Raw genomic sequence first — 26,876 nt, 5'->3', positions numbered from 1 at the left:
CCCCGCTCAGAGTGGTCACGGCACCGTCGTGACCAGGGCCGCTGCCGCGTCCCGGTCGAGGGTTCCGTCGGCCACCCACACCTGGTACCGGCCGTGCCTGCTCCCACCGGCCGGCACCACCGCCGGGCGGTCGAACGCGAACGCCACACAGACCCCCGGATACATGCTGGTCCGCACGAACCACCGGTCGCCGCGGCCGAGGCCCGCGAAGACCAGTGTGTACGCCCCGCCACCCGACCCGGCGCCGGTCAGCGCGAGCCACGGCGCCGCGCTGCCGTTGACAGTCTCCTCCCCGGCCGCGTCGGCGGTGAACACCGCCGAATCGCCGTCGGCGGCGGCCCGCCAGAAGAACCCGCCGTAGCCGGCCCCGCCCGGGCGGCCGTTGGTGGCCGGGCTGCCCAACCGGATCTCACGGTGCTCCGGGGCGACGAGGACGGACTCCAGGTCGAGCCGCCAGGCGTCCGGCGCGACCACCGACGCGGCGAGCCACCTCCGCTCGGTCAGCAGCACCCCGCCAGCCCGGTCGCGCCACTCGACATCGTGCGCGTACCGGCCCGCGGACCGTTCGACCTCACCGGTGTGCGCGATGACGCCGTGGTCGTCGCGCCACGTGTAGCCCACGTCGCGGACGTAGGTGCGCCCGCCCCAGAGGTTGCTGCCGTCGACGTCCTGCACCGCGAGGGACGCCCCGAGGTGCCACACGTGGTCGGCGGGGAGCGCATCGGTGACCACCGTTCCGCCGAGCGTGCGTACCGGGTGCAGGTACGGTCGGGGCCCGTGTCGCGCGTCCAGCGCCGGGTCGAGGATGTACTCGGCCACCTCAGTGGTCCCGACCGTCAACCGAACCGGCTCCCCGCTCACGGCAGCTCCCGACGGCCGGCGACGGCGACCGACACCCGCCGGCGGGCGTTGGGGTCGGCTGGTCTCTGCCGGCCGCCGACGACGGCGACCGACACCGGCCGGCGGACGGTGACGGCGTGCAGGGCGGCCACCGTGTAGCCGGCGAGGATCGGCACCGCGACCGGGGTGACCAGGACGGTGAGCAGCCCGGCCAGCGCGACGACCCCGGTGAGCGCCGCCCAGCGGGTGGGCACGTCGAGGCAGGCGCGGGCGGCGGAGCGGGCCGAGGCCCGCCACCGCCCGCCCCCGTTGCCGCCCACCTCGACGACGACCAACCCGCCGTACCCGGCCAGGCCGGCCGCGATCAGCGCCGTCACGAGCAGCGCAGCCGGGCCGCCCGGCACCCGGCCGGTGGCCAGCGCCGCCAGGTCGGCGGCGAGCAGCACGGCGCTGGCGAGCGCGAGCAGGCTCACCGGGACACCGGGCAGCACCGCGCGGCCGAACCGGCGCAGTGTCGTGCGCGCCGACGGCCAACTGCCGGTACGCGTCCAGTCGTGCACCGCCGCGCTGGCCGTGCCCGCCGCCGCGGCGGCGGTGAGCAGGGGAACCGCCGCGAGGGTCAGCAGGATGCCCAGCAACGCCAGGTCGGCGGCGTCGCGGGCGACGTCGCGCCAGTCCCGCCTCCCGCCGGTGTCCACGGGTTCAGCCCTTGATGCCACTGGTGTTGATCCCCTCGACGAGCATCCGCTGGAACGCGACGAAGAACAGGAAGACCGGGAGCAGCGACAGCACCGACATGGCGAACATCGGGCCGACCGCGCTCTGGCTGGTCGAGTCGATGAACAGGGTCAGCGCGACCGGGACGGTGTAGTCCTCCAGTTGGGACAGGAAGACCAGCTGGCGGAAGAAGTCGTTCCAGGTCCAGATGAACGAGAAGATCGCCGTGGTGACCAGCGCCGGGCGGCTCAGCGGCAGGATGATGTGCCGGAAGATGCCGAACGGGCCGGCGCCGTCGATGCGCGCCGCCTCGTCCAGCTCCCGGGGGACGCCCCGCATGAACTGCACCATGAGGAAGACGAAGAACGCCTCGGTGGCCAGGAACTGCGGGATGAGCAGCGGCAGGTACGGCCAGTCGCCGCCGACCAGCCCGAGCGTGCGGAACAGGATGTACTGCGGAACGATCAGCACGTGCTGCGGCAGCAGCAGCGTGCCGATCATGACGGCGAACCACATGCCGCGCAGCCGAAACCGCAGCCGCGCGAAGGCGTACGCGGCCAGCAGGCAGGAGAGCCCGTTGCCGATGACGGTGAGCAGGCTGACCATGGCGCTGTTGAGGAAGAACCGACCGAAGCTGACGTCGAAGTTGGACCACCCGGCGGTGTAGTTGCCCGGGGTGAAACGCTCGGGCAGCAGCCCGACGTTGTTGACGATCTCCTCCTGGGACTTCAGCGAGGTGCCCACCATCCAGATCAGCGGGTAGAGCACCACGGCGACGATCGCCACCAGGATCAGCAGTCGCAGCACTGGCCGTCCGCCGGGTCGTCGGCGCGCGGTCGGCGCTGCGGTCGTCGGGGTCACCGTCACCATCACCGGTCCTCCCCGTCGGAGTAGTGCACCCAGAACCGTCCGGTGCTGAAGAAGATCGCGGTGATGACCGCGATGGCGAGCAGGAACACCCAGGCCATCGCCGAGGCGTAGCCCATGTTGAGGTCGGTGAAGCCGGTGATGTAGAGGTTCAGCGTGTACATCAGGGTGGAGTCGACAGGGCCGCCGGTGCCGTTGCTGAGCACGAACGCGGCGGTGAAGCCCTGGAAGCCGTTGATGGTCTCCAGCACCAGGTTGAAGAAGATGACCGGGGAGAGCATCGGCAGTGTGACGTTGCGGAACTGACGGAACCGGCCGGCCCCGTCGACCGACGCGGCCTCGTACAGCTCGGTGGGCACCTGCTTGAGCCCGGCCAAAAAGATCACCATGGGTGCGCCGAACTGCCAGATGGCCAGCACCATCAGTGTTTCGAGGGCCCAGTCGGGGTCGTTGACCCACGGCTTGCCGGTGATGCCGACGAGGCTCAGCAGCGAGTTGAACGCGCCGTCGCGGTTGAACATGTTGACCCAGACGATGGCCAGCGCGACGCTGCCGCCGAGCAGGGACGGCAGGTAGAACAGCCCGCGGAACAGCCCGACGCCGCGCCAGGCGCGGTTGAGCAGCAGCGCCACGCCGAGCGCCGCGGCCAGCTTCAGCGGTACGGCGATCAGCGCGAAGGTCAGTGTGACCCGCACCGCGTGCCAGTACGACGGGTCGGCGGTGAACATGCGTTCGTAGTTGGCCAGCCCCACCCACTCCACCTCGGAGAAGGGGGTGAGGATGTCGTAGTTGGTGAAGCTCAGGTAGAGCGAGAGCACCATGGGGATTGCCGTGACACCCATCAGGCCGATGAGCCACGGCGACAGGAAGACGTACCCCGCCAGACCTTCGCTGTGCCGGAAGCGTCCGGGCCCACGCCTCTCAGCGTGGGCCCGGTCGGATCCGGGGCCGCGTCGGGTCGGGTCGGGTGCCGTGGTCAACGCCACGAACAGCTCCTCTCCTCGCCTCGCGGCGCGGTCAGGCGATGGCGGACTTGCACGCCTCGATGAACTGGGCGGCGGCCTCGGCGGGGGTGGCCCGGCCGTACTGCGCGTTCTCGGCGGCCTTGATCAGCTCGGACTTCACCTTGCTGTGGCCCTTGATCGGCACCTGCGGTGACTTGCCGAACTTCTGGGTCAGCTCCGCCTCGACGGCGATGGACTGCTTCATGGCCGGGTCGGTGGTGTCGTCGCTGACCACGCGGCGCAGGTCGAGGTTGGACGGCAGACCGCGGTCGGTGCCGAGCAGTTTGACCGCCTCCTGGTCGTTGTTCAGGAAGTTGATCACGTCGACCGCGACGTCCTTGTTCTTGCTGCCCTTGAACACCGACCAGTACATCGAGGCTCGGGCCCACTGCGCGCTCGGATCACCGGGGTAGGCGATCACGCCCAGCTCGTCCTTGGTGTTCTTCTTCAGGTCCGGCATCTGGTTGGCCCAGACCCAGGAGGTCGCCGACTTGCCGGTGACCACCAACTGCTTGGTGACGTCGCTGGAGTTGCCCTCGTGGATGACGTCGGCGCTCGGGGTGGCCTTGCGGTCCCGGGCGCCCTTCCACAGGTCGAACCACTTGGTCACGTCCTCGGCGGTGAAGCCCAGCTCCTTGCCCTTGTAGAGGTCCTTGCCCTGCTGGCGCAGCCAGACCCAGAACGCCTTGTAGTCGGCGCTCGGGTCCTGCGTGCCGGGCACCTTGGTCTTGGCGGTGACCTGCTCGGCCCAGGCGATGTGCTGCTCCCAGGTCATCCCGGTGGTCGGCTCGGGCAGGTTGTTAGTGGTCAACAGCGTCTTGTTGTAGACCAGGCCCTGGGTGTTCTCCCCGGCGGCCAGACCGGCGAGCTTGCCGTCGACCACGCCGTACTGCCAGAGGCTCTCCGGGAACTTGGACGTGTCCAGTTTTCCGGACTCCTGGTACGAGGTCAGGTCGAGCGTGGTGTTGCGGGCCGCGTACTCGGCGAGGTAGTTGTCGTCGATCTGGAACAGGTCCGGCGGGTTGCCGCCGGCGGTGAGGGTGGCCAGTTTGTCGAAGTAGCCCTGGTTGGCCTGCCAGGTCTTCTCGAAGGTCACGTTCGGGTGCTTCTTGGTGTAGAGGGCCAGGGCGTCCTCGGTCAGCTTGGCCCGGGCGTCGCCACCCCACCAGAAGATGGAGAGCTTGACCGGGGCGTTCGGGTCGGCGGCGCCTCCGTCGTCGTCTCCGCAGGCGGCGGCGCCGAACATCAGCGGTGCGGCGACAGTCACGGCAAGCAGGCCACGCAGCAGGCGCCGCCGAGGCAGCGGGGTACGGTGGGCGCGCCCGACGGGCGCGGCAGTGGTGGGGGGCGTTGCGGGGTGCATGTGCGCTCACTCCTCGGCATTAGGAGGCGACGGCGTCACCGGTGGCCGCAGTCGGGGTGCCCGGGTCCGCAGGGCAATGCGGGCCCGGGCCACGTGGTGCGGCCAGGGGACGTGCCGGTCGGGCGTACGGGCCCGGGCCGGTCGAGTCGCGGATGACCAGGTCGGTCTGGAGCATTACCTGTGCGGTGGTACGACGGACGCCGAGCGCCGTGCCGGCACCGGACCCCCGCGCACCGCGCGGTGACTCGATGTCCTGTTGCAGCAGCATGTCGACGGCCGTCCGGCCGGCGGCCCCGGTGGGTGTGGCCACCGTCGTCAGTTTGGGGCGGGTCAGCCGGCTCAGGGTGATGTCGTCGACCCCGACGACGCTCACCTCCTGCGGCACCCGGACCCCGAGCGCGTCCAGCCCCTCGATCAGGCCGATCGCCATCAGGTCGTTGTAGGCGAGCACTGCCGACACCCCACTGCGTCGCACCTGCTCGGCGACGGCGGAACCGCCGACCTCGGTGGGCGCGTTGGGGCCGAGCATGGTCAGCTCCGCGCCGCCGGCTCGGGCGGCCGCGCCGGCGGCACGGCGCATCTCCCGGTTGGTCCACGAGCTGCGCGGGCCACCGAGCAGCGCGATGCTGCGGTGCCCCAGGCCCACCAGGTGCTCGATCGCCGAGCGGGCACCCTGCCCGACGTCCATCAGCACGCAGGGCAGGCCGGTCACCTGGCGGTTGACCACGACCAGTGGCACCTCGCGGCTGAGCTGCTCGATCAGGCTGTTGCTCATCCGAGGGCTGCACAGCAGCACCCCGTCCACCTGCTTGGCCAGCGCGTGGACCAGTTCTTCCTCGGCGGTCGGGTCCTCGTTGGTGTCGGCCACGAAGACGTGATAGTCGCGGTGTCGGGCCTGACTCTCCGCCGCCTTGATCAGCGGCGGGAAGAACGGGTTCGCGATGTCCGCGATGATCAGCCCGATGTTGTGCGTCCGCCCGGTGATCAGTGCCCGGGCGGCGCGGTTGGGCCGATAGCCCAGATCTTCCGCGCAGGCCAGCACCCGGACCCGGGTCTCCGGGTTGACCAGGTGTGGAGCGGAGAAGGTGCGGGACACGGTGGAGATGTGCACACCGGACGCGCGGGCGACGTCCCGGATGGTGACTGGCACGGCGGCCCCTTCGTCCGATGTGGTGGCGGTCACGCAGGTGTGGCCCATTAATGCAAACGGTTGCGCCAGTGTCAACGGTCAATGATTACGGCTTCGTTGCACCCACACTCCTCTTGGTCACCTGCCGCCCCTCAAACACTGACAAATGACGCCGATCCCGTCGTCGTCGTTGACGCGAACGGATCGATCGTGATTACTTCATTGCAAACCTTTGCAGGATCACGGGAGGCGACCGCATGTCACCGAGAGCCGCCGGGCGAGTCCGGTACGCCGTCGTGGGCACCGGCGCGCGGGCAGAGATGTTCGTCCGGGCGCTGGTGCTCGACCACGCCGACACGACCGAGCTGGTCGCCTTCGCCGACGTCAACCAGGCCCGGATGGACGCGCACAACCGCTGGCTGGGCGAGCTGGGCCACCGCCCGGTGCCCACGTACCCGGCCGGTGACTTCGCGGCCATGCTGGACAAGGAGCGCGTCGACGTCGTCCTGGTCACCAGCGTGGACGTCACCCACGACGAGTACGTGGTGGCCGCGCTGCGCGCCGGTCGTGAGGTCGTCACCGAGAAGCCGATGACAGTGGACGTGGCCCGCTGCCGGCGGATCCTGGACACGGTCACCGAGACCGGTGGGCGGGTCACTGTCGCCTTCAACTACCGCTACAACCCGCTGCACGAACAGGTTCGCCGGCTGCTCGCCGAGGGCGCGGTCGGCGAGATCGGCTCGGTGCACTTCGAGTGGCTGCTCGACGTCCGCCACGGCGCCGACTACTTCCGCCGCTGGCACCGCGACAAGGCCACCTCCGGGGGGCTGATGGTGCACAAGGCCAGCCACCACTTCGACCTGGTCAACTGGTGGCTGGCCGCCACGCCCGTCGAGGTGTACGCGGCCGGCAGACTCTTCTTCTACGGCGAGGACGGTCGCCGGCACGGCTACGCCCGCGACTACGACCGGGCGCACGGCTCCCCCGCCGCCACCGACGACCCGTTCGCCCTGCGCCTGGACGCGCACCCCCGGCTGCGCGAGTTGTACCTCGACGCCGAGGCCGAGGACGGCTACCAGCGCGACCGCAACGTCTTCGCGCCCGGTGTGAGCATCGAGGACGACATGGCGGTGCTGGCCCGCTACTCCACCGGCGCCACGATGACCTACCACCTCACCGCGTACGCGCCCTGGGAGGGCTACCGGGTGATGGTCAACGGCAGCCGGGGCCGACTGGAGCTGGACGTGGCCGAGAACGACTACGTCGACAGGGGCACCGCCGGCGCGGTCAAGGGCGCCGCCCTGCACGGCGCCGAGGCGCCGGCCGAGGGCGGTGGTGCGACGCTTACCCTGCGCCCGTTCTGGGCCCCGCCCCGGCAGATCCCGGTGGAGGGTCGCAGTCGGCACGGGCACGGCGGCGCGGACGCCCGGATGACCGGGGTGCTCCTCGGCGGTCAACCCGACCCGTTGGGCCGCGCCGCGACCGCCGACGACGGCGCGTTGGCCCTGCTCACCGGTCTGGCCGCCAACCGGTCCTTCGAGACCGGCCAACCCGTTCGCGTCGCCGACCTGCTCACCCCCCGCTGACACAGGAGACGAGGAGCCCCACTCCGTGCCCACGTTCGACCACACCGACCTGCTCCTGCCACCCGAGCCGGGCCAGCGCGCGCTGGCCCGGGAGCTGTACGCCCTGGCGGCGGAGCAGCCCATCATCTCGCCGCACGGGCACGTCGACCCGGCCCTGCTCGCCGAGGACCGCCCCTTCCCGGACCCGGCGCAGCTGCTCATCGTGCCCGACCACTACCTGACCCGGATGCTGCTCAGTCAGGGCGTACCCCCGGCGGATCTGGGGGTGCCCACCCGCGACGGCAGCCCGGTGGAGACCGACGGCCGGGTGATCTGGCGACGCTTCGCCGCGCACTGGCACCTGTTCCGGGGCACCCCGTCGCGGCTCTGGCTGGAGCAGACCTTCCGCACCGTGTTCGGGGTGCACACCCCGCTTCGCCCGAGCACCGCCGACGCCCTCTACGACGAGATCGCGGCCCGGCTCGCCGAGCCGGACTTCCGACCCCGGGCGCTGTTCGAGCGATTCAACATCGAGGTCCTCGCCACCACCGAGTCGCCGCTGGACGATCTCGCGCAGCACGCCAAGCTCGCCGCCGACGGGTGGGGTGGGCCGGGCGGCCGGGTGGTCACCACGTTCCGCCCGGACGACGTCGTGGACATGGAGTTCGAGGGTTGGTCGACGAACGTGGACCGTCTCGGCGACCGTGCCGGTGAGGACACCGGCACGTACGCCGGCTACCTGGCGGCGCTGCGGGCCCGACGCGCCGCGTTCATCGCCGCCGGCGCCACCTCCTCCGACCACGGCCACCCCACCGCGCGCACCCTGGACCTGACCCCGGCCGAGGCCGGGCGACTGTACGACCGGGGCCGACGCGGCGAGGCCGACGCCGCCGACGCGGAGGCGTTCCGGGCGCACATGCTCGTGGAGTTCGCCCGGATGTCGCTCGACGACGGCCTGGTCATGCAGCTGCACCCCGGCGCGGTGCGCAACCACAACCGGTGGTTGCACGCCCGGCACGGCCGTGACGTCGGCGGCGACATCCCGCAGGCCACCGAGTACGTGCACGCGCTCGCCCCGCTGCTGGAGCGCTACGGCAACGACCCCCGGCTGCGGCTGGTGCTCTACACCCTCGACGAGGACACCTTCACCCGCGAGTTGGCACCCCTCGCGGGTGGGTACGCCGCGCTGCTGCTCGGCGCGCCCTGGTGGTTCCTGGACTCCCCGGAGGTGCTGCGCCGGTTCCGGGAGACGGTGACCGAGAGCGCCGGCTTCTACAACACCACAGGGTTCGTCGACGACACCCGGGCGTTCTGTTCCATCCCGGTACGCCACGACGTGGCCCGCCGGGTGGACGCCGGCTTCCTGGCCCGGCTCGTCGCCGAGCACCGGCTACCGATGGACGAGGCCGCCGAGACCATCGTCGACCTGGCGTACCGGCTGCCCAAGCGGGTCTTCAACTTCGGGAAAGGTGAGTAACGGTGACGGTGACCATCACCTCCGTCGAGGTGCACGACGTGCGGTTCCCCACCGCCGCCCGGGGCGACGGCTCCGACGCGATCAACCGGGGCGACTACTCGGCGACGTACGTGGAGCTGGGCACCGACGCCGGCCCGACCGGTGCCGGGTTCACCTTCACCAACGGCCGGGGCAACGAGATCACCTGCGCGGCGGTGCGTGCCCTGGCCCACCACGTCCAGGGCCGCACCATCGAGGAGATCACGGCCGAGCCGGTGGCGTTCTGGCGCTCGCTCAGCGCGGACGTGCAACTGCGCTGGCTGGGCCCGGAGAAGGGCGTCATCCACATGGCGACCGGCGCGCTGGTCAACGCCGTGTGGGACCTGCGGGCCACACTGGCCGGCAAGCCGATGTGGCGCTTCCTCGCCGACCTGCCCACCGAGGACCTGGTGGCCAGCGTCGACTTCAAGCACATCACCGACGCGCTCACCCCGGACGAGGCAGCCGCCATCCTCGACAAGGGACGCGACGGGCTGGCCGACAGGTTGGCCATCCTCGAACGTGACGGTTTCCCGTCGTACACCACATCGGTCGGGTGGCTCGGCTACCCCGACGACAAGGTGCGGGCGCTGACCCGGCAGGCGTACGCGGACGGCTGGCGGGCGATGAAGATGAAGGTCGGCGGCCCCCTCGCCGACGACCTGCGGCGAGCCCGGATCATCCGCGAGGAGATCGGCCCGGACGCGCTGTTGATGATGGACGCCAACCAGGTCTGGGACGTCGACGAGGCGATCACCGCGATGGCGGCACTGGCCGAGGTGGACCCGTACTGGATCGAGGAGCCCACCCACGCCGACGACATCCTCGGGCACGCCCGGATCGCCCGCGCCGTGACCGAGTTGACCGCCGGCCGCTGCCGGGTGGCCACCGGGGAGGTGGCCGCCAACCGAGTGATCTTCAAACAGCTGCTCCAGGCCGAGGCGATCGGGGTGATGCAGGTCGACGCCTGCCGGGTCGGCGGCGTCAACGAGGTCCTGGCCGAGCTGCTGCTGGCGGCGAAGTTCGGCGTACCGGTCTGCCCGCACGCCGGCGGCGTGGGCCTCTGCGAGTACGTCCAGCACCTGGCGATCTTCGACTACCTGCGGGTGGGCACCGGTCTGGATGGTCGGATGATCGAGTACGTCGACCATCTGCACGAACACTTCGTCGATCCGGTGCGGACCCGCGGTGGCCGCTACCTGCTGCCCGAACGGCCCGGTTACAGCGCCACGATGAAGCCGGCGTCGATCACCGAGTTCCGCTTCCCGGACGGTCCGGCATGGCGGTGACCGTCGGGGCCTCCCGGCTCGGCATGGGCATGCTGCGCCGGCTGCCCGCCGAGGCCCGCCCGCTGATCCGGCCGGGCACCGTGCCGACCGGCGTCGTACACCTGGGGTTGGGCGCGTTCCACCGGGCCCACCAGGCCGTCTTCACCGAGGCCGCGGTCGGCGCGGCCGGGGGTGACTGGGGCATCGTGGCCGTCGCCCCGCGCAGCACCGCTGTGGTCGAGGCGATCGCCGCGCAGGACAACCTGTTCAGCGTCAGCGCCCTCTCCGCGGCCGGCAGTTCCACCCGGGTGGTGGGCGCCCTGAGCGGTGTCCGGCACGCGCCCAGCGACCCGGACGCCGTGGTGGCGTTGCTCGCCGACCCGGCCGTCCGCGTGGTGACCCTGACCGTCACCGAGAAGGCGTACCAACTCGACCCGGTGACCGGCCGACTGTCCCCGGACTCGGCGCTCGCCGCGGACCTGGCCGGCGGCGGACCGCCGACCACGGTGCCGGGGCTGCTGCTGCGCGGGCTGGCCGCCCGGGCCGCCGCGGACGCCGGGCCGGTGGCCCTGGTAAGCTGCGACAACCTGCCGGCCAACGGTCGACGACTGCGCGGCATGCTCGACCAGGCGGTCGGCCGGGCCGGCGGGATGCCCGCCGGGCTGGTCGAGTGGGTGGCCGGCAACGTCACCTGCCCCGGCACCATGGTGGACCGGATCGTGCCGGCCAGCACCCCGGAGACGATCGCTGCGGCCCGGCGGGCGCTCGGCGTGACCGACCTGGCAGCGGTGGCCGCGGAGCCGTACGCGCAGTGGGTGATCGAGGACGACTTCCCCGGCGGTCGGCCCGGTTGGGAGTTCGCCGGGGCTGTGCTCACCGACGACGCCGGCCCCTGGGAGCGGTTGAAGCTGCGCGCACTCAACGGGGTGCACTCCGCCATCGCGTACCTCGGAGCGTTGGCGGGTCGGGAGACGATCGCCGACGCGTTGGAGATCCCGCACCTGCGTGACGTGCTGCGCCGGCTGATCGCCGAGGACGTGGCGGCCAGCTTCACTCCCCCGGACGGGGTGCGGGTGGTCGACTACGGCGAGCAGGCCCTCGCCCGGTTCGGTAACCCGGCAATCCACCACCGCAACCTCCAGGTGGCGATCGACGGCTCCCAGAAGCTGCCGCAGCGCGTCCTGCACACCATCGCCGACCTGCGCGCGACCGGGCGGTCCGCGCGCTGGGGCGCGCTGGTAGTGGCGTCCTGGTTGCGCTTCGCGCTGGGGTACGCCGACGACGGCCGGCCGTTGCCGCTCCAGGACCCACTGGCCGGGCCGATCCGGGCCGCGCTGGATGCCGGGGCGCAGAGCCCGGCGGGAGCTGTCGACGCGGTATTCGCGCTGCGCGACGTCTTCCCGATGGAGGTGGCCGAGGACGACGAGGTCCGCGCCGACGTGATCGCCTGGCTGACCGCGTTGGAGCGGCACGGCGTCGAGGCCACACTGGCCGGTGCCCGGTGACCGCATCCACCCGGACCGGTCGGCGGTGAGCGGGGCCATCCCGCCGCCCCGGGTGGCGGTGATCGGGGCGAACGGGCACGGTCGCTGGCACCGGCGGGTGATCGCGCCCCTGCACGACGCCGGTCGGCTGCGGTTGGTCGCCCTGGTCGACGTCCGGCCGGTGGAGGACGACCCGGCCGCCCCGGTGCCGCCCGGGGTAGCGGTGTTCACCGACCACCGGGCGATGCTCGCCGCCACCCGACCGGAGGTGGTGGTGATCTGCACGCCACCGCACACCCACCTGGCGATCGCCCGCGACGCCCTGGCCACCGGCGCGGATCTGCTGCTGGAGAAGCCGCCGGTGCTGTCGCTGGCCGAGCACGAGGAGCTGACCTGGGCTCTCACCGCCGCCGGTCGGGTGGCCCAGGTCGGCTTCCAGGCGCTCGGTTCGGCGGCCCTCACCGCGCTGACCGACGCGCTGGCCGCCGGCCGGCTGGGCACTGTCACCGGCATCTCCACCATTGCCGCCTGGCAACGGCCGGACGCCTACTACGCCCGCTCCCCCTGGGCCGGTCGACGGAGTGTGGACGGCCGCCCGGTGCTGGACGGCGCGCTCGTCAACCCGCTCGCGCACGCGGTGATGCAGTGCCTGGCGATCGCCGAGGCGCTCGCCGGGGCGACGCCGTGGCCGGTCGCGATCGAGGTGGAACGCTACCGGGTCCGGCCGATCGAGGTGGAGGACACCGCAGTGTTGCGGGTCCGGTTCCGCGCCGGGCCGCCGGTGCTGGTGGCGGTGACCCTGGCCGCCGAGGAGTTCGTGGCGGGCGAGGTGGTGGTGACCGGTACGACGGGGCAGGCGGTGCTGGAGTACCCGACCGACCGGCTGCGCCTGCCCGGGGACGTGGTGACCCGCCGGGTGCCGGGGCGGCTGGGGCTGCTGGAGAACCTGCTCGCCCACCGGGTCGACCCGTCGGGCGTGCCACTGATCGCACCGCTGGCTCGTACCGCGCCGTTCACCGCGCTGCTGGACGCGTTGCGGCCCGCGCCGGAGCCCCGGCTGCTCGACGGCGAGCTGGTGACCATCCTCGGCGAGGGCGGGGAGCGGATCCGCCACCTGCGGGGCGTCGTCGACGTGTTGCGGCGGGCGGCCGAGCGGGGGGCGCTGCCCAGCGAACTGGGGGTGCCGTGGGCGTCCGGCGCGTACCGCGCCGAGCTGGCCGGATAGCGGCAGACACCACCTGGGACGGACCTCCACCACAAACGAATGGAGTGAGTCGATGCGCAGAATCCTCGGCGGCGCCACAGTGGTCGCCCTCCTCCTCGGCACCACCCCTGCCGCCGCCGCCCGTCCGGACGTCCCGTCCGCCGACCGGCTCTCCCGGTTGGCCGATCACCTCGGCCGGCAGACGCTGCCCGAGGGCGACGGTTGGGCGGCCGACGGACCCGGCACCACCGGCGGCTCGGCGGCGACCCCCGAGCGGACCAGGGTGGTCCACGACCGGGCGGGGCTGGTCGCCGCGCTGGGCGGCGACAACGCCGGCAACGCCACCGACGCCACCCCGAAGCTCATCTACGTCGACGGCGCCGTCGACGGCTTCGACGGGCCCGGCGGCACACCGCTGAGCTGCGCTGAGCTGGCCGACCCGGCCTACCGGTTGGACGCCTACCTGGCCGCGTACGACCCGGCGGTGTGGGGACGGGTGCCACCGAGCGGGCCGTTGGAGGAGGCTCGGGTGCGCTCGGTGACCAACCAGACCCGGCAGACCCAGATCAACGTCGGGCCGAACACCACCATCGTCGGGTTGCGCGGCGCGCGGCTGACCGGGCTCACCCTCATGATCGACCGGGCGTCGAACGTCATCGTCCGCAATCTGACCCTCGTCGACGCGCGGGACTGCTTCCCCGCCTGGTCGCCGACCGACGGCGAGGCCGGCAACTGGAACAGCCAGTACGACCAGATTTCGGTACGCCGCAGCGGGAACGTCTGGGTCGATCACAACACCTTCACTGACGGCGACAACCCGGACAGCGTCCAGCCGGTGTACTTCGGTCGGCCGTACCAGGTGCACGACGGGTCGCTGGACGTCACACACACCGCCAGCCTGGTCACCGCCTCCTGGAACCGCTTCACGGGTCGGGACAAGCTTCTGTTGATCGGCTCGTCCAACACCGTCGGCCCGGACGTGGACCGGCTGAAGGTCACACTGCACCACAACCTCTTCGACAGCGTCCTGCAGCGGCTGCCCCGGGTGCGTTTCGGTCAGGTCGACGTCTACAACAACCACTACCGACTCGGTGGGGACGACTTCCAGTACGCGCTCGGCGTCGGTGTCCAGTCGGCGATCTACGCGCAGAACAACTTCTTCACACTGGACGCGGCTGTCGACCCGGCGGACCTGCTCTACGACTGGGGCGGCACCGCGGTGACCGAGCGAGGCTCCTGGGTCCGCCAGGGCGGCGGGGCGGCCCGACCGGTCGACCTGCTGGCGGCGTACAACGCGAATCATGACCCCGACCTGGCCGGAGACGCGGGGTGGACGCCCACCCTGCGTCGCGACCCCGTGCTTCCGGCACCGCTGGTCCCCCTCCTGGTGAACCCGCTGGCCGGCGCCGACCGGCTGCCGATCTAACCCGCTGAACGGCTCCGCGATCTTGCACTTCCTGTCCCGACACACAGAACGATCCACTCACATCTACGACCGGAACTGCACGATCGCGGCGGCGGCGCGCGGCGCGGTCGCGGTCGGGTCGGCGACGTACGGGCTCATCGATCAGGTGAAGATCGGCTATAAGTGACGCATGGAGTTCCCGCCGCACCTGGGTAGCATGCCGATGCACGCGATCACCGAGATCCACGGCGAACCGGGCCTGCTGGAACGTTTCCGGTTGGAGGTCCAGCAGTTCGACGACGCAGCCCGGGCGCGGTTGACCGCCGCGCTCGATCTCGCCGCCGAACTGCACCGCGACGATCGACGCGTGCGCGAGCCGTACCTGAACCACCTGCTGCGGGTGGCGATCAGACTGATGCACCACTACCAGGTGCGGGACGTCGACGTGATCGTCGCCGGTCTGCTGCACGACGCGGTGGAGGACCATCCGGTCGAGCTGGCCGACGGCGACCCGGGCACCGACCCGACCGGGGCCGCGCTGGCCGCGCTGGCCGCGCTGGCCGCGCGGTTCGGGCCACGGGTGGCCACCCTGGTCGCCGCTGTCACCAATCCGGTGTACGACCCCGAGCGGGACCGCAACGCGCAGTACCGGGAGCATCTGGCGGTCAGCCTGGACCGGGAGCCCTGGGCCCGGGTGATCAAGGTGTCGGACTTCACCGACAACGGGGTGGGCGTGATCCACACGGTCGGGCCGAAGGTGATCTCGTCGGCCCGGAAGTACCGGCCGCTGGTGCCGCTGTTCCGGGACCTGATCGGCCGGCCGGACACCCCGTTGTCGCCTGCGGTGAAGCGGCACATCTTCGGCCAGCTGGACCTCGCCGAGGAGCGGTTCAGCGCCATCCTGGACCAGCCCGCCCCGCACTGACCCGTTTCCGGATCACCCGACCGGGTTCCGTGACAAGTTCTCAGATCTGCCGGGAAGCTTCGGGCCTTACGGTTGGTTTGCGCCAGATGAGAGGAAATGCCCCTCTCGGTTCACTTTTCGGGCGTGTCACCAATCGAGAGGATTCGGACCATGCGCGACCTTTCCCGTCGTGATCTGCTCAGGGCGACGGCCGTCGGCGCCGGAGCGGTCGCCATCCCGAGCGTGATCACCGGCAGCTCGGCCGTCGCGGCCGACGGTCCCGGTTGGCCTTCCGACACGAAGTTCCCGCCGGCGCAGCTGACCGGCCGGATCGTCCGCCCGCAGAGCCCCCACTACGCGGAGGCCAGCCTCGGCTGGGACGAGCTGTTCGTGCACTATCCGCTGGTCATCGTCTTCGCTCAGGAGACCCAGGACGTGGTCAACGCGCTCACCTGGGCGCGGCAGCACAACGTCGCGCTGCGGGTACGCAGTGGCCGGCACAACCTGGAAGGCTGGTCGAACGTCGACAACGGCATCGTGATCGACGTCAGCGAGCTGAAGGACGTCCACATCGACACCGCCACCCGCACGGCGAAGGTCGGCGCGGGGCTCACCCAGTCGGAGGCGGTGACCGCCCTCGGGGAGCACGACCTCGCGGCGACGACGGGCACGGAGGGGACAGTGGGCCTCTCCGGCGCCACCCTCGGCGGCGGTCTCGGTTTCTTCACCCGCTACCTCGGGATGGCCTGCGACAACCTGATCGGCGCGGAGATCGTCGTGGCGGCGGGCGCCGACGGGGCGAAGGTGCTCGAGGTCGACCCGTGGAACTACTCGGACCTGCTCTGGGCGCTGCGCGGCGCGGGCAACGGCAACTTCGGGATCGTCACCTCCCTGACCTACAAGGTCGCTCCGGTCACCAGCGTCGCGTACCTGCAGGTGACCTGGCCCGGTCTCGACGACCTGCACGAGGTCTTCGACACCTGGCAGCGCGTCGCACCCTTCACCGACCCGCGCCTCGGCAGCCAGGTCGAGGTCCACCCGACCGAGATCCTGTTCTTCGCGGTCCTGGCGGACGGATCCGAGGCGGAGGCCAGGGAGCTGCTGGCGCCGATCCTGTCGATCGGCAACCCCACAGTCACCGTGCAGACCGGCAACTGGGGCGACGTCTACGCCGGCTTCCAGACCCCGAGCGAGGACGACCCGGCGAACTGGAAGTTCTTCTCCCAGTTCACCCGCGAGCCGTTTCCGGAGAAGGCGGTCAGCATCGTCCGCGAGTTCATGGAGAAGGCGCCCTCACCCGACAGCAACTTCTTCACCCAGGCCTTCGGCCGGGGAGCGCAACGACAGGAGCCCTTCGGCGGCTCGGCGTTCCCGCACCGCGACGCGCTCTTCTACTCGGAGCCCGGCGCGGGCTGGGGCAAACGCGGCGAACCCGACAGCGGCGATGCCATCACCCCGATCGCCCAGACCTGGATCGCCGAGTTCAGCCAGGCGCTGCGGCCCTACGTCGACGGCGCCTACGTGAACGTGCCGAACATCGGCATGGCCGAGTGGGAGAAGGCCTACTGGGGGCACAACTTCCCGCGCCTGCGCAAGATCAAGGCGAAGTACGACCCGCACAACGTCTTCCAGTACGAGCAGAGCATCCCGCCCGCGACGCACTGATCCGTGATGACCGGCGGTGCGGGTGGCACCCGCCCGCACCGCCGGGCACCGCCGCCGACGGCGGGCTCGAATCACCGGTCAGGAGGGCACCGCCTTGTCGAGGACGACGCGCAACGGGTGCGGGGCGCTGGTGGCGAGGTCGCCGAGCACGGCGAGCAGCCGACCGTACTGATCGGACGGCTCATCGACGAGCAGTTGGCCGGCGTCGGTGATCAGCACCGTGAGCGGACCGGCGTCGAGCTGGTCCCGGAGGACGTCGGAGAGGGCGTCCCAGGTCTCCCCCAGGTACGCCGGCAGGGCCAGTACGGAGGCGAGCGCGGCGAACAACCCGGCCCTGGTCCGTGTCGTCGCTCCGGCCAACACCACAGCGCCGGGCACGTCGAGGCCGCCGTCGTGGCGAACGATCAGCCAATCGGGCACCCGACCCTCGTGCTCGGCGACCATCACGTTCCTCCTGATCTGATCGGTACGACGACCCGCGGCGGGGCCGACCGATTGCGGCCGGCCGGCCCCCCGGTCGGTCAGAGCCGGTAGAAGTCGGTGTAGTGGTTGGGCGAGAACCAGGTGACCCCGGTGCTGCGGTTCACCACGATCCGGTACGCGTCCCGGGCGGCGCCCTGGGTGCGCGGGTAGACGTCGTACTCGTGGTAGGTGGCGTTGGTGGGCAGTTGACCCTCGTAGTTGTAGAACCGGCCGCCGGCGAAGTTGGACTTCCCGCCGCTCCAGGAGTACCAGCCTCTGCTGGTCGGGAACCCCTTGGCGGACCAGCCCGAACGGGCGGTGCGGGCGTCCGCGCAGCGGCTCATGGTGCAGGAGCTGTAGACCGCCGCCGAGGCCGGGTCGGTCAATCGAGGGGAGACCACGGACGGGCCGACCAGCGCGGCGGCGACCATGGCGAGGAGCAGTGCGAGAGTGGTGGTACGCCGGCGGATCGCGCCGAGCGTGGCCAGCGGGGACACGAGGGTGGACACAGGCTGCCTCCAGACCATCCAATCCATCGATCCACATGATTGTCGGACCGAGCCTAGTCTCACCGCTGCCGGTCGACGACAACACCCATCGGCACCCCAACTGCTCCGCAATGGTGGGTGAACCCCGAATGATCACCAGTCTGGTTGGTGTCGATATGCCGTCTGCTCGGTGACGGCGTGGCGGCAGGCATATCGGGCACCGGTTGTTAGCGTGAAACGCGGATCCGTGACCGTGGAGGGGTGCCATGACGGACGCCCCCGACGGGAGGCCGAGGCCCGCGGACCGGTGGCGGCACCGGGGTGTACGCGGGTTGACCATCGCCCGCGACGCCGGTGTGCGCGGTTGGCGGTGGTGGGCGCGTAGCTGGGATCGACTGGTCGCCGCGCTGCAGGACGAGGCGCCCGTCGGCTCCGCTGCCGCGCCGTCGCCGTCCGGTCCACTCGTCGAACAACGCGACGCACCCCGGCTGATCGCGGTCCCCGCACGCGGATACGTGTACTCGTTCTACATCCGCGCCACGTTCGCCTGGTCGTCACCGGCGAGCCTGCGGTCCGAGGTGCTGAGCTGGTACGTGCAGTACTTCCAACCGAACGCGATCCAGCGGCTGACCCGGCTGGCCGCCGACGCCGCCCGGGACCTGCCGCCGAACCGGGCAGCGGACCTGGAGGTGGCGTTGCAGCGGGCGCTCGCCGACGATCCCGTTTGGCGCTACCGGCGGGGCGAGGTCGTCATCACCTGCCGACCCGACGCCGCCGTCCGGCTCGACGACCGGATCCTGCCGGCACTCAAGCCGCACATCGACCGGCTGGTCAAGCTGGAGTACCAGTTCGACGAGCAGCTCCGGCAGGCCAGGTACGCCGAGGAGCTGAGCCGTCGGTGGACGGCGATCCTTAACGACCACGTCGATGAGACAGCTGACCAGGACATCACCGACGCCCGTGACCACATGCTCACCGCCCAGCAGGACGCCGCACGCTGGATCAACGAACTCCTCAGCCACCACCCCGACCCGACCCCCTCTCCCTCCGTCCCACCCCAACAGACTCGCTCGGCCCCTGATTCATCCCCTTCATGATCACTCGATGGTGGGTAGTTCGGTGGGGCTGTTGCGGCGTTTCGGGTCAGGTAGCGGGGAGGTAGGCCACTCGGGCGGGTCCCCCCGGAGCAGCGGGCAACAATCGGCAGAGGCACTGTCCGGTACATGTCATTGACAGGGCGTCACGAAGCTGACAAGACTTTGCATTCCCACGCCGCCGATCAGCCACAAGCCGACGGTCGCCCCTCGTGATCCGGTCACTCTGTGCGACCCGCGCTGCCACTACCGCCGCTGCGCTCGCCGATGGGCAGGCCATCGGCCAGCCACCTCAGCGCCCTCGAGCTCCGTCCAGAAGCGATGCGAAGTGCTGCGCCAAGTCCGGTGTGGACAGGTAGAGCAGAAGGGAGTTCTCGTGGAACCTCATCCCCGCGGCGCTGCTCGAGTTCCGCATCGGCGCGTAGGGAAGCGGGCGGTGGGCTGATGCTCCGAATCATGTTGTGCGGCGCCCACGACACAGAGCGCTACCGCGAGGACTTCATTCACGTCGCCAACGGCTTTGACGCGGAGGTCTGGCACTACCTGTCCGGAGACATCCTGCACGTCAACCATGCGCAGGCAAGCTGGGAGACCAACTCGCGCGACACCGTGCGGCACGCACATGTGTGCGTGTTCGTCATCGTCGAGGCGTACGGAGAGATCACGTGGAGGACGGAACTGCGGGAGGCGCTGGCCATCGGGAAGCCGACCCTGGTCTTCTGCCTGGATCGGACCTACCAGGTGTACAAGACTCTCACCAGAGAGGCCGCCGGAATCCTCGACCCCGACAAGCAGAAGCTTGTCGACATCCTCAGCGAGGTGGAGTCAGAGCGACGGCTGACCGTCATCCCGTTCTCGTACGGAGGCTTCAAGGACCGCTTCAAGAGTCAGCTGTCCAGACTGACGGAACTGGCCCTACGCCAGATGGAGGAACGCAACAAGCGGGCTGCGGTGGTCCGGCTGTTCAATGAGCGCACTCGGCTCAGCCGGTCCGAACTACTGGTCGGCGCCGAAATCGCGGTCGACGAGTTCGAGAACAAGATCGCTCGTAAGCAGGCGATCCGCGTGCTCGCCGCGCACCGTGCCGCAGACGAGGAGATCATCATCGCGCTGATGTCCAGCATGGAGCAGGGCGTACAGCGACTCGCGATCGAGCTGCTACCGCAGCTCTACGCACCCCGGCCCGCCGATCCGGACTTCTTCGCGCACTGCATCTCGGTGGCGAACCGGGCCGCCGACGTCGGCGTCGCCAGACGCCTCATCCCGGCGCTGGTCGGCATCGATCTGCCCGCCGCCGTTCGCGCGATGGCGACGCTCGAACTTGTCGAGTCCGGTGCCCGCCGCCGGCTGGCCGAAACCCTCGAGACGTACGAGCAGCGCATCACCGATCCCGAGGTGGTCGACGGCGTGTGTTCCCTGCTCACGCGCTGCCTGACGAGCGAGGCGGAATTGGACTGGAAAAATCGCTGCCGCGCGTTCTACGAACGGCTGACCTCGGGTCGGCCCGGCGACGGCGGCCACTCCAGCCACAATGGCGATGGACAGCCGCAATGTCCGGACGACGGCAACCGAGTGGCCGATTGAGCACACCGAAACTCCACCGCAATTTCGTCCGAAAGTCGTCGTCGAATTGACAGATCTTGTATAGCGCGTGAATCAGGGGTTGCGGTTTCCCCGTAAGTGGAGTGCACTCACTTTTGCCCCGAACGATGGGCAGAAGGCCGGTGCGACCGAGCAATTAGTTCTGACGCATGAGCGCCTTCTCCGCCAAGAAACGGCATAGGAGGGTCAACATGGCGACTTGGGCCGACCTCAAATCCTACGTACGGTCGAACTACAAGATTTCCGATGACCAGCAGGACCTGATCAAGCTCGTCTTCGAGACCGGGAACCTCCGTTCGCAGGTAGTGCTGCTCTGGCATGTCACCCTGGCGGACGGGTCCGAGGAGTGGGTGCAGATCGAGTCGTCCTTCGGGGAGTTGCACTCGGTCAACGTGGTGCAGGCGCTGCGCGAGATCGGAAACACGGTCTGCGGCGGGATGTCCGTCCTGGGCGACATGGTGACGTTCCGCCACGCCGTGCCGCTGCTCAACCTGAACATCAACGAGTTCGAACGGCCACTGGCGCTCGTGACCTCGACCGCCGACCGCCTTGAGCAACTCCTCACCGGGGCCGACCGGTACTGAAGCGTGACGCGTCGGCTGGGCGGCTGCATCCAGCCGGAGGACGTCACCCGAAGGGCCGATAGGGTGCCTATTGTCGATCAGTATTCTGTGACGGCAGATAAAGGCGCGCTGCCCTCTGAACGACCATCCAACACTCGCACCCCTGGGCGCCGTCTCCGCTGAGAGCGTGTTCGAGAAGGTCCGTTGAAAACGGTGTGGCGGGATGACATCCGCCGGCGGCGAAATACCGGCCTGGAACGATTCGACGCCGACACGAAGCAGGCGTGGCGGCTGGTGTTCGAGAAGAACTGGCGCGGATGACGCGCGGCGAAGTGAAACAGGAGGCAACGATGGGCTGTGCATGCGTCAAGGCAGGCAAATCGAAGTGCGCGTGGTGCAAGGAGGCTGAAGGGCTCAGGCGGAAGCCCTCGGGCCACAACTGTCAATGGGGAACTTGTTCCTGACAACCGCCGAGCCGTAGATGCCCCTGGCCTGTCCGGCTGGCCAGGTCAGGGGCCCTTCGGAACTGGGCGAACCTGCTCAGTATTCGTGAGCGACCGGCGTTGCCGGAGACCGAGTGAGTCGCACCTCTGCCTGCTGATCCACAGTCCTATACCGTCAACGGTGGTTGTGGTTGCCGGCGGCGGACTTGCCACCGACTCCGCGCCAGGTCGGGCAGGTTTCGTCGACGTGGTAAGCGTTGCCCCCGTCCAGGCGCGTACGCCGCACGACACCGGTGCCCCGGCAGGTTCCGCACTTCATGCAGTTGTCGCAGTTTGGGTCATAGCCAGGCATGGTTGCTCTGTCGTCAGATGCTCGGTCGGGGAAGCGGGATGTAGGGCTCCAGCTCTGCGCTCACCCAGTGGGGCGGTGACTGCAGCGCCAGGCCGACATTGACGAAGACTTCGTAGAGCGAGGCGGCCTGCTTCCACTGGCTGCGGGAGCGGGTCGGGTCCTCGTCGCTGTACCGCGCGTCGATCAGAGCGAGGTACGCCCCTGAGTCGTCCCGGCACACGTGGAGGGTGTTCGAATCGCGGTCGGCGGTCAGCGTGGCGACGTGGCGCACCTCGCCCGGTGCCAGCTCACGCAGCCCGGACCGCTCCGGCGGCGGCGGCGGGATCGTCGGGAGCCAGTTGGTGACATCGCCGCCGGTGTCGACCCACCGGTTCCACTCGTAACCACGCACCCGCAGCGGCGGGACGCCGTTCTGGCGCAGGAAACGGATTCCACCGTCCAGCACGACCTTTGCGTCGTCACCCTCGAAGCCGAGGCCGAGCAGCTCGGCCACCGCCCGACTCGCCCCGTACGCCGACCATCCGCCCTGTGGGGTCACCTCCCAGGCGAGCGCGGCAGTCAGGCCGGCCGGGTCGGACTGGCTCAGCGGCAGCAGCGTCGACAGCATCCCCCACGCCTGTTCGGGCCCGATGCCGCTGCGCTCGCCGTACCACTCGTAGCGGGCGAAGTCCGCCAGCATGGCGGCGGTGCCAGGCGGCAGTTTGCCCGGACGGCCGCGGTGATTCGACATACCCTGGTCCTCTTACATCCCGGCGGCGCGCCGACGCCGCTCCCTGGCCTTGTCGTTGAAGACAATCCGTGCCTCCGGGCGACCCCGGGCAAGCCAGACAACAAAGCTGACCGGCCAGAACATCAGAGTCAGCAGGGACCCGACGAACCATTCCAGACCGACCCCGCCCTCACCAATGATCTTGATCCGGCCCTGCCCGAGACCCGCCCTGGCTCGCACGTAAATCAGGCCGATGAAGAAGCCGAGGAAATAGATCAGCGGCATGACACATTCCATTGACGTGCTCCCATCGCACACAGGCCATCCGTGGTGGCCGAGGGGCTGAGACTGATCTTCTGTCGATCCATGCCGCATCGGCGCTGACGGTTGAGCCACGCTCACTGTGCGGCGGGTGGAGGCTCACCGTACGGAGCCTCACGCAGCGACATCAAGAACTTCGAATGAGTTACCGTCGGGTATGGCCGGTCCGGTCCCGTCGACGAGACCGGACCGGACGGGGCAGGCGGGAGACGGCCATCAGGAACTGACCGGTCGGCCGGGCACTTCACCTACCGGCCCGGCCGACCAGGCCGAATCGGTTGCTCAGGCCAGAACGCTGCGGTGGGCGTTCACCACCCAGGCGTCCGGCAAGCCGATCCACTCGTTGTCGCCCACCCGCACCACCGCACCGTCCAGCTTGGGCAGCAGCGCCGGGCCCTCCATCCGACAGCGCACCCACACGCCCCCCGCCCCACCGCGCGCCGCGTCGGCCAGCTCGTAGAGCCGGTCCATTGCCCGGTACCGCGCCAGCACCGCCGCGTCGTGCAGCGGCACCGGCCCAGTCGCGGTCGACAACGAGGCGCGCAGCGCCGGCACGGTGAGCTGCCACGCCTGTTCGACGTACGCCCCGAGCTTGGCCAACTCCGGCGACTCGGCCGTCCGCCGGCTCGGCGCGGCGGTCACCGACGGCCGCCGCTGCAGGATCGACACCGACGACGAGGCGGCTTGCGGCGGCGGTGGGACGTACCTGTCGCGGTCCCAGCGCAGCTCGAAGCCGGCTTCGGCGAGCAGCCGGTCCAGCAGGGATGCCGCCGCCGGTCTGGTCGACCCGGCGGCGGCCGATGGGCCCGAGAGCGCCCGTCCGAGCAGCTACGCGCTAGGAGGTGAAGGTCCAGAGGAAGTAGAAGCCGGGGGCGTTGGGGCCGTACTGGCGGTACTCGCAGTAGTACCGGCTCCACAGGCCGGTCCGAACGCCCTCGCTGCCATAGCTGTTGCAGAACTGACCGTCGGAGTAGACGTTGCGCAACGTCCCGCCCGGCGGATCCGCCGCAGCCGGAGTAGCGCTGACCCCGACCAATCCGCCCAATGTCAGCGCCACCGCCGTCACCAGGGTCGCCCATCTGCGTCCGCGCATGAAGCCTCCTCGTATCACTGTCCACAGTGCATAACGGCGCCACGCCGAGCCGAGACCAGGACATCGAAGTTCGTGAAAGTAGAGGCTCGCATGGGCGCGTGTGGTTCGACTCCCGACAACGGGCGGCGCTACCGCGACGATCCGCCAGCGATCTCCGTCGAATGGGCATCCGCCCTGAACACGCGTCAGCCGCCGTGCCACATGGGGCGTCACGACGGACACCCTGCTAGTGGGGCAATCACCGAGCACCAGCCGGTCAGGTTGCGGAATGGTAGATCATCTGAGAGCGGCGGTGGAGCAGGCGGCCCCCGAGAGGACGTCCGCCCTTCCAGACCCACCACACGGACCTCCCGCGCTCCCGCCTGCCCTCAGAGAGGACCGTCGTGGCTCAGGTGTATCGAGGTGGCCAGCCCTATCCCGCCGGCCACCCAGGCAGGTAGACGCCGCACGAGGTGCGGACCCCGGCATTCCGCCGCTTCAGCGAGATTCCTTAGCTGCCAGACGGGCCTGCGCGCCGTCCGCATCCATTGATGGTGTCGGATTGCTGATGGACGTGGCCGAAACGATCTGCAGGCCCGATGGCGACAAGCGCCTGGGCGATTCCGTCCCAGGGCTTACCGAAGGCGAAGTCGCCGCGCGGGCGTTGCGAGCGGCGAGCGCTACCTCCTCGACAAGTCGGCGCTCGCCCTCTGGTGCTGGGGGACGGCCCGGTTGGTGCGTTCTCTCTGGGTCTAGCCGCCGAAGCTCAGCGCCCGCCGCAGATCCACGTCCAGGCTCTCGTTGTACTGCGGATCGGGCTCTGCCCCGGCAGCGCTGAGGACGGTGCTGAAAAAGCATCTGGCGCCAACGGCGAGGATCACGTGGAAGATGTCCGCGTCATCGAGACCGAGGCCGCGCAACCTCACGACGTCGGCCTCGGTGACGGAGTTCGCATCGGCCGCGACCTTTCCGGCGAAGGCGACGACTGCGACCTCCTGCGCGGAGAGACCGGCGCTGCCATGGTCTGACGCGATGGCGGCGACGGTTGGCGCGTCGAAGAACTTGTCGCGTAGGACCTTTCCATGTGCCAGGCCGCAGTAGGAGGATTTCAGGGCCCTGGCTGCGGCGAGGGTCGCCAACTCATATCGGCGCAGCTCCATCCCGGCCTTCACCGCACCGTTGAGCTGCTGCCAAGCCCTGTACACCGCCGGACTCTGGGCGAACAACCTGGTGTAGTTGGGAAGGTAGCCCATCGCCTTCGTGTCGGCCTCGAACAACCGCTCGGTGTCCAGCGACTGGTCTGCCTGCTGCAGGAAACTCATCCGACTCCTCCCATGCTTGACCCGGGACAGTACGCCGTTGGGACTGCGGACGCTGTCGGGAAATCGGCGTGGGCGTCAATGCGATCCGCCTCCCGCGATGGACCCGAGCGCTGGTCTCCCCGTCCAGGCCCACATTTCCAGCGCATCCCGGTCGACGAGCGTGATGTTGAGCTGTCGGGCTATCTGAATACCGTCGCCCGCGGTGAAGAAACTGTTAGTCACGAGCATGCAGATCTCGCCACCGTGGATGTCCCGACAGGTGCCGGCGAACCGCTGGATCGCGGCACTGCCGACCCGGTTGTTAGGGCTCTGCCGCTTGCACTGCACCACGACGCGTCGGCCGTCGGGGGCGATCGCCAGGACGTCCGCTCCCCGGTCGCCGGAACCACCGCACACCCTCACGTCCCGAAACCCGGACGCGACCAGGATCCGGGCGAACCACTGCTCGAACTCGGGTCCGCTCATCGTGTCCGTCACCGCGATCAGCCTGTCCCGCTGGGCCTGGTCGGCCCGTTCGCGGGCACGCTGCGTCGACACGACGAGACCCACCGTGGCCGCCGCCATGACGACGAGGCTCACCAGGAGAGCGGACCAGTATGGATGCCGCTGCACGAAATCGATGACCATGCGGAGGAGCACGAAAGCGACGACGGCACACAGCGCCAGAGCCCAGCCGTTGGCAGATCTGCCGCCACCGGCCACGCGGCGGACCGTCGATCTGCGCCGAATGCTGCCCGTGCGCCGTCTTCGGTAATGCGCCCGAACCCGTGCGCCACCCTTCCTGGTGTGGGACCTGACATACGGCACGAGGCACCTCCCCGGTCGGGAAAGCCTCAGTGTCGCGGTAGCGTGCGACAAACCCCCTGCACGGCCGTCGATGGTGTCCGGTACCCGTCGCGGTCGGCGTCCCATGCGGGAGCGCCCGCAGCGAGCCCCCGGCACCGCCGCGCTCAGTTGGCGGGCACCTCCGGCTTCGCGGTGGACCGGTCGACCAACGCCCGCCGCAGCGTCGCGGACTGCTCCACCGACCCCCCGTGCACCCCGAGACTGTGCCGGGCCGCCCGGTAGTAGCCGTCGCGGGCCTCGTCCACGCGGGTCAGCATTTCCGCCACGTCCGATGGCGGCTCGACGATTCCCCGGGCGAGCCGTTCGACCTGCCAGATCGCGTCCCGCCACCTGGCGGCGGCGGCGACAGTCGGCTCGTCGCCGAGCAGCAGCAGGTTCTCCCAGACGATGGTGCGCCGCGCGTCCGCCTCAGCCAGCCGGACTAGCCCCTCCTCGCGGTCGATGGGGTGGCTCCGCGATCCCGGCCGGTGGTCGGCCGTCAGTCGCAGCGCCACCGCGTGACTCTCCTTGAGGGCGTGCGCGTAGTCGACGTACGCGTCGAGCCGTCGCTCGTCCCAGCGGACGCTCTGGCTTCGCCGCCACCGGGCGCGGTCGGCGAGGGAGGTGGCGAGGATCGTGCCCAGGGTGCCAACCAGGACGCCGAGGAGCGCCGGAAGCTGCGTCAGAAGGTCACTCACGCGCTCGAGGCTGCC

General features: G+C 70.1%; 26 protein-coding genes. 11 read left to right on the top strand and 15 right to left on the bottom strand.

Annotation, left to right across the window (positions count from 1 at the left end; genetic code table 11):
* Positions 1–15 precede the first annotated feature (15 nt).
* The 6 genes from NIE111_RS21765 to NIE111_RS21740 are packed head-to-tail and all read right to left on the bottom strand — an operon-like array spanning position 16 to position 5,941.
* A complete protein-coding gene (locus NIE111_RS21765; RefSeq protein WP_238686138.1) occupies positions 16–861 on the bottom strand; it encodes a DUF6807 domain-containing protein in 846 nt (281 codons plus the stop codon).
* Positions 858–1,538 (bottom strand): hypothetical protein, encoded by a 681-nt coding sequence (locus NIE111_RS32120; RefSeq protein ID WP_308193725.1) that lies wholly within the window; start codon positions 1,536–1,538, stop codon positions 858–860. The genes NIE111_RS21765 and NIE111_RS32120 overlap by 4 nt, the downstream gene beginning before the upstream one ends.
* A gap of 4 nt (positions 1,539–1,542) precedes the next feature.
* Positions 1,543–2,427, bottom strand: coding sequence for a carbohydrate ABC transporter permease (locus tag NIE111_RS21755; RefSeq protein ID WP_238686137.1), 885 nt, complete (start codon positions 2,425–2,427; stop codon positions 1,543–1,545).
* The gene (locus NIE111_RS21750; RefSeq protein ID WP_238686136.1) at positions 2,427–3,410 is read right to left on the bottom strand and encodes a carbohydrate ABC transporter permease; all 984 of its coding nucleotides are present in this window, start codon (positions 3,408–3,410) and stop codon (positions 2,427–2,429) included. The genes NIE111_RS21755 and NIE111_RS21750 overlap by 1 nt, the downstream gene beginning before the upstream one ends.
* A gap of 31 nt (positions 3,411–3,441) precedes the next feature.
* Positions 3,442–4,791, bottom strand: coding sequence for an ABC transporter substrate-binding protein (locus NIE111_RS21745; protein ID WP_238686135.1), 1,350 nt, complete (start codon positions 4,789–4,791; stop codon positions 3,442–3,444).
* Positions 4,792–4,810: 19 nt separating this feature from the next.
* Positions 4,811–5,941, bottom strand: a complete 1,131-nt coding sequence (locus NIE111_RS21740) for a LacI family DNA-binding transcriptional regulator (RefSeq protein ID WP_238686134.1) — start codon at positions 5,939–5,941, stop codon at positions 4,811–4,813.
* A gap of 236 nt (positions 5,942–6,177) precedes the next feature.
* On the opposite strand from NIE111_RS21740, the gene NIE111_RS21735 reads away from it, so the two are divergent.
* From NIE111_RS21735 to NIE111_RS21700, 8 genes are all read left to right on the top strand, one after another.
* Entirely contained in the window at positions 6,178–7,506 is a 1,329-nt protein-coding gene (locus NIE111_RS21735; RefSeq protein ID WP_238686133.1) for a Gfo/Idh/MocA family protein, read from the top strand.
* A gap of 25 nt (positions 7,507–7,531) precedes the next feature.
* Positions 7,532–8,962: a glucuronate isomerase gene (gene uxaC / locus NIE111_RS21730; RefSeq protein WP_238686132.1), complete on the top strand. Its 1,431-nt coding sequence runs from the start codon at positions 7,532–7,534 to the stop codon at positions 8,960–8,962.
* A gap of 2 nt (positions 8,963–8,964) precedes the next feature.
* Positions 8,965–10,269 carry an enolase C-terminal domain-like protein gene (locus NIE111_RS21725; RefSeq protein WP_238686131.1) on the top strand — a complete coding sequence of 435 codons (1,305 nt, stop codon included), beginning with the start codon at positions 8,965–8,967 and terminating at the stop codon, positions 10,267–10,269.
* Positions 10,260–11,753 carry a mannitol dehydrogenase family protein gene (locus NIE111_RS21720; RefSeq protein ID WP_238686130.1) on the top strand — a complete coding sequence of 498 codons (1,494 nt, stop codon included), beginning with the start codon at positions 10,260–10,262 and terminating at the stop codon, positions 11,751–11,753. The genes NIE111_RS21725 and NIE111_RS21720 overlap by 10 nt, the downstream gene beginning before the upstream one ends.
* On the top strand, positions 11,743–12,957 hold the full coding sequence (locus NIE111_RS21715) for a Gfo/Idh/MocA family protein (protein WP_238686129.1): 1,215 nt from the start codon (positions 11,743–11,745) through the stop codon (positions 12,955–12,957). The genes NIE111_RS21720 and NIE111_RS21715 overlap by 11 nt, the downstream gene beginning before the upstream one ends.
* Positions 12,958–13,009: 52 nt before the next feature.
* Positions 13,010–14,362: a pectate lyase family protein gene (locus NIE111_RS21710; protein ID WP_238686128.1), complete on the top strand. Its 1,353-nt coding sequence runs from the start codon at positions 13,010–13,012 to the stop codon at positions 14,360–14,362.
* A gap of 169 nt (positions 14,363–14,531) precedes the next feature.
* On the top strand, positions 14,532–15,266 hold the full coding sequence (locus NIE111_RS21705; protein ID WP_238686127.1) for an HD domain-containing protein: 735 nt from the start codon (positions 14,532–14,534) through the stop codon (positions 15,264–15,266).
* 150 nt (positions 15,267–15,416) lie between these two features.
* Positions 15,417–16,910 carry an FAD-binding oxidoreductase gene (locus NIE111_RS21700; RefSeq protein ID WP_238686126.1) on the top strand — a complete coding sequence of 498 codons (1,494 nt, stop codon included), beginning with the start codon at positions 15,417–15,419 and terminating at the stop codon, positions 16,908–16,910.
* 78 nt (positions 16,911–16,988) lie between these two features.
* Here NIE111_RS21700 and NIE111_RS21695 read toward each other — a convergent pair whose 3' ends face one another.
* Positions 16,989–17,354, bottom strand: coding sequence for a barstar family protein (locus NIE111_RS21695; protein ID WP_238686125.1), 366 nt, complete (start codon positions 17,352–17,354; stop codon positions 16,989–16,991).
* Positions 17,355–17,431: 77 nt separating this feature from the next.
* Positions 17,432–17,881 (bottom strand): ribonuclease domain-containing protein, encoded by a 450-nt coding sequence (locus NIE111_RS21690; protein WP_372488386.1) that lies wholly within the window; start codon positions 17,879–17,881, stop codon positions 17,432–17,434.
* Positions 17,882–18,126: 245 nt separating this feature from the next.
* Here NIE111_RS21690 and NIE111_RS21685 point away from each other — a divergent pair, with 245 nt between their 5' ends.
* The 3 genes from NIE111_RS21685 to NIE111_RS21675 all read left to right on the top strand — a co-directional run bounded on the left by NIE111_RS21685 (position 18,127) and on the right by NIE111_RS21675 (position 21,140).
* Entirely contained in the window at positions 18,127–18,957 is an 831-nt protein-coding gene (locus NIE111_RS21685) for a hypothetical protein (RefSeq protein ID WP_238686124.1), read from the top strand.
* Between the two features lie 453 nt (positions 18,958–19,410).
* On the top strand, positions 19,411–20,538 hold the full coding sequence (locus NIE111_RS21680) for an ELKS/Rab6-interacting/CAST family protein (RefSeq protein WP_238686123.1): 1,128 nt from the start codon (positions 19,411–19,413) through the stop codon (positions 20,536–20,538).
* A 209-nt stretch (positions 20,539–20,747) separates the two neighbouring features.
* Entirely contained in the window at positions 20,748–21,140 is a 393-nt protein-coding gene (locus NIE111_RS21675; RefSeq protein ID WP_238686122.1) for a hypothetical protein, read from the top strand.
* A gap of 787 nt (positions 21,141–21,927) precedes the next feature.
* On the opposite strand, the gene NIE111_RS21670 is transcribed toward NIE111_RS21675, so the two are convergent.
* The 7 genes from NIE111_RS21670 to NIE111_RS21640 form a co-directional block, all read right to left on the bottom strand.
* Entirely contained in the window at positions 21,928–22,644 is a 717-nt protein-coding gene (locus tag NIE111_RS21670; protein WP_238686121.1) for a hypothetical protein, read from the bottom strand.
* Between the two features lie 12 nt (positions 22,645–22,656).
* On the bottom strand, positions 22,657–22,908 hold the full coding sequence (locus NIE111_RS21665) for a hypothetical protein (protein WP_238686120.1): 252 nt from the start codon (positions 22,906–22,908) through the stop codon (positions 22,657–22,659).
* A 318-nt stretch (positions 22,909–23,226) separates the two neighbouring features.
* Positions 23,227–23,613: a hypothetical protein gene (locus tag NIE111_RS21660; protein ID WP_238686119.1), complete on the bottom strand. Its 387-nt coding sequence runs from the start codon at positions 23,611–23,613 to the stop codon at positions 23,227–23,229.
* Between the two features lie 166 nt (positions 23,614–23,779).
* Positions 23,780–24,037 carry a hypothetical protein gene (locus NIE111_RS21655; protein WP_238686118.1) on the bottom strand — a complete coding sequence of 86 codons (258 nt, stop codon included), beginning with the start codon at positions 24,035–24,037 and terminating at the stop codon, positions 23,780–23,782.
* Between the two features lie 731 nt (positions 24,038–24,768).
* A complete protein-coding gene (locus NIE111_RS21650; protein WP_238686117.1) occupies positions 24,769–25,338 on the bottom strand; it encodes a carboxymuconolactone decarboxylase family protein in 570 nt (189 codons plus the stop codon).
* A 75-nt stretch (positions 25,339–25,413) separates the two neighbouring features.
* Positions 25,414–26,040 carry a restriction endonuclease gene (locus tag NIE111_RS32315; RefSeq protein ID WP_238686116.1) on the bottom strand — a complete coding sequence of 209 codons (627 nt, stop codon included), beginning with the start codon at positions 26,038–26,040 and terminating at the stop codon, positions 25,414–25,416.
* 248 nt (positions 26,041–26,288) lie between these two features.
* Positions 26,289–26,861, bottom strand: coding sequence for a hypothetical protein (locus NIE111_RS21640; protein WP_238686115.1), 573 nt, complete (start codon positions 26,859–26,861; stop codon positions 26,289–26,291).
* Between the last annotated feature and the right edge of the window lie 15 nt (positions 26,862–26,876).

Source organism: Micromonospora hortensis, assembly GCF_022230935.1.
GTDB classification, from domain to species: Bacteria; Actinomycetota; Actinomycetes; order Mycobacteriales; family Micromonosporaceae; genus Micromonospora; species Micromonospora hortensis.
The sequence above is the reverse complement of the archived record's forward strand: the minus strand, read 5'-3'. Positions and strand labels throughout refer to the sequence as shown.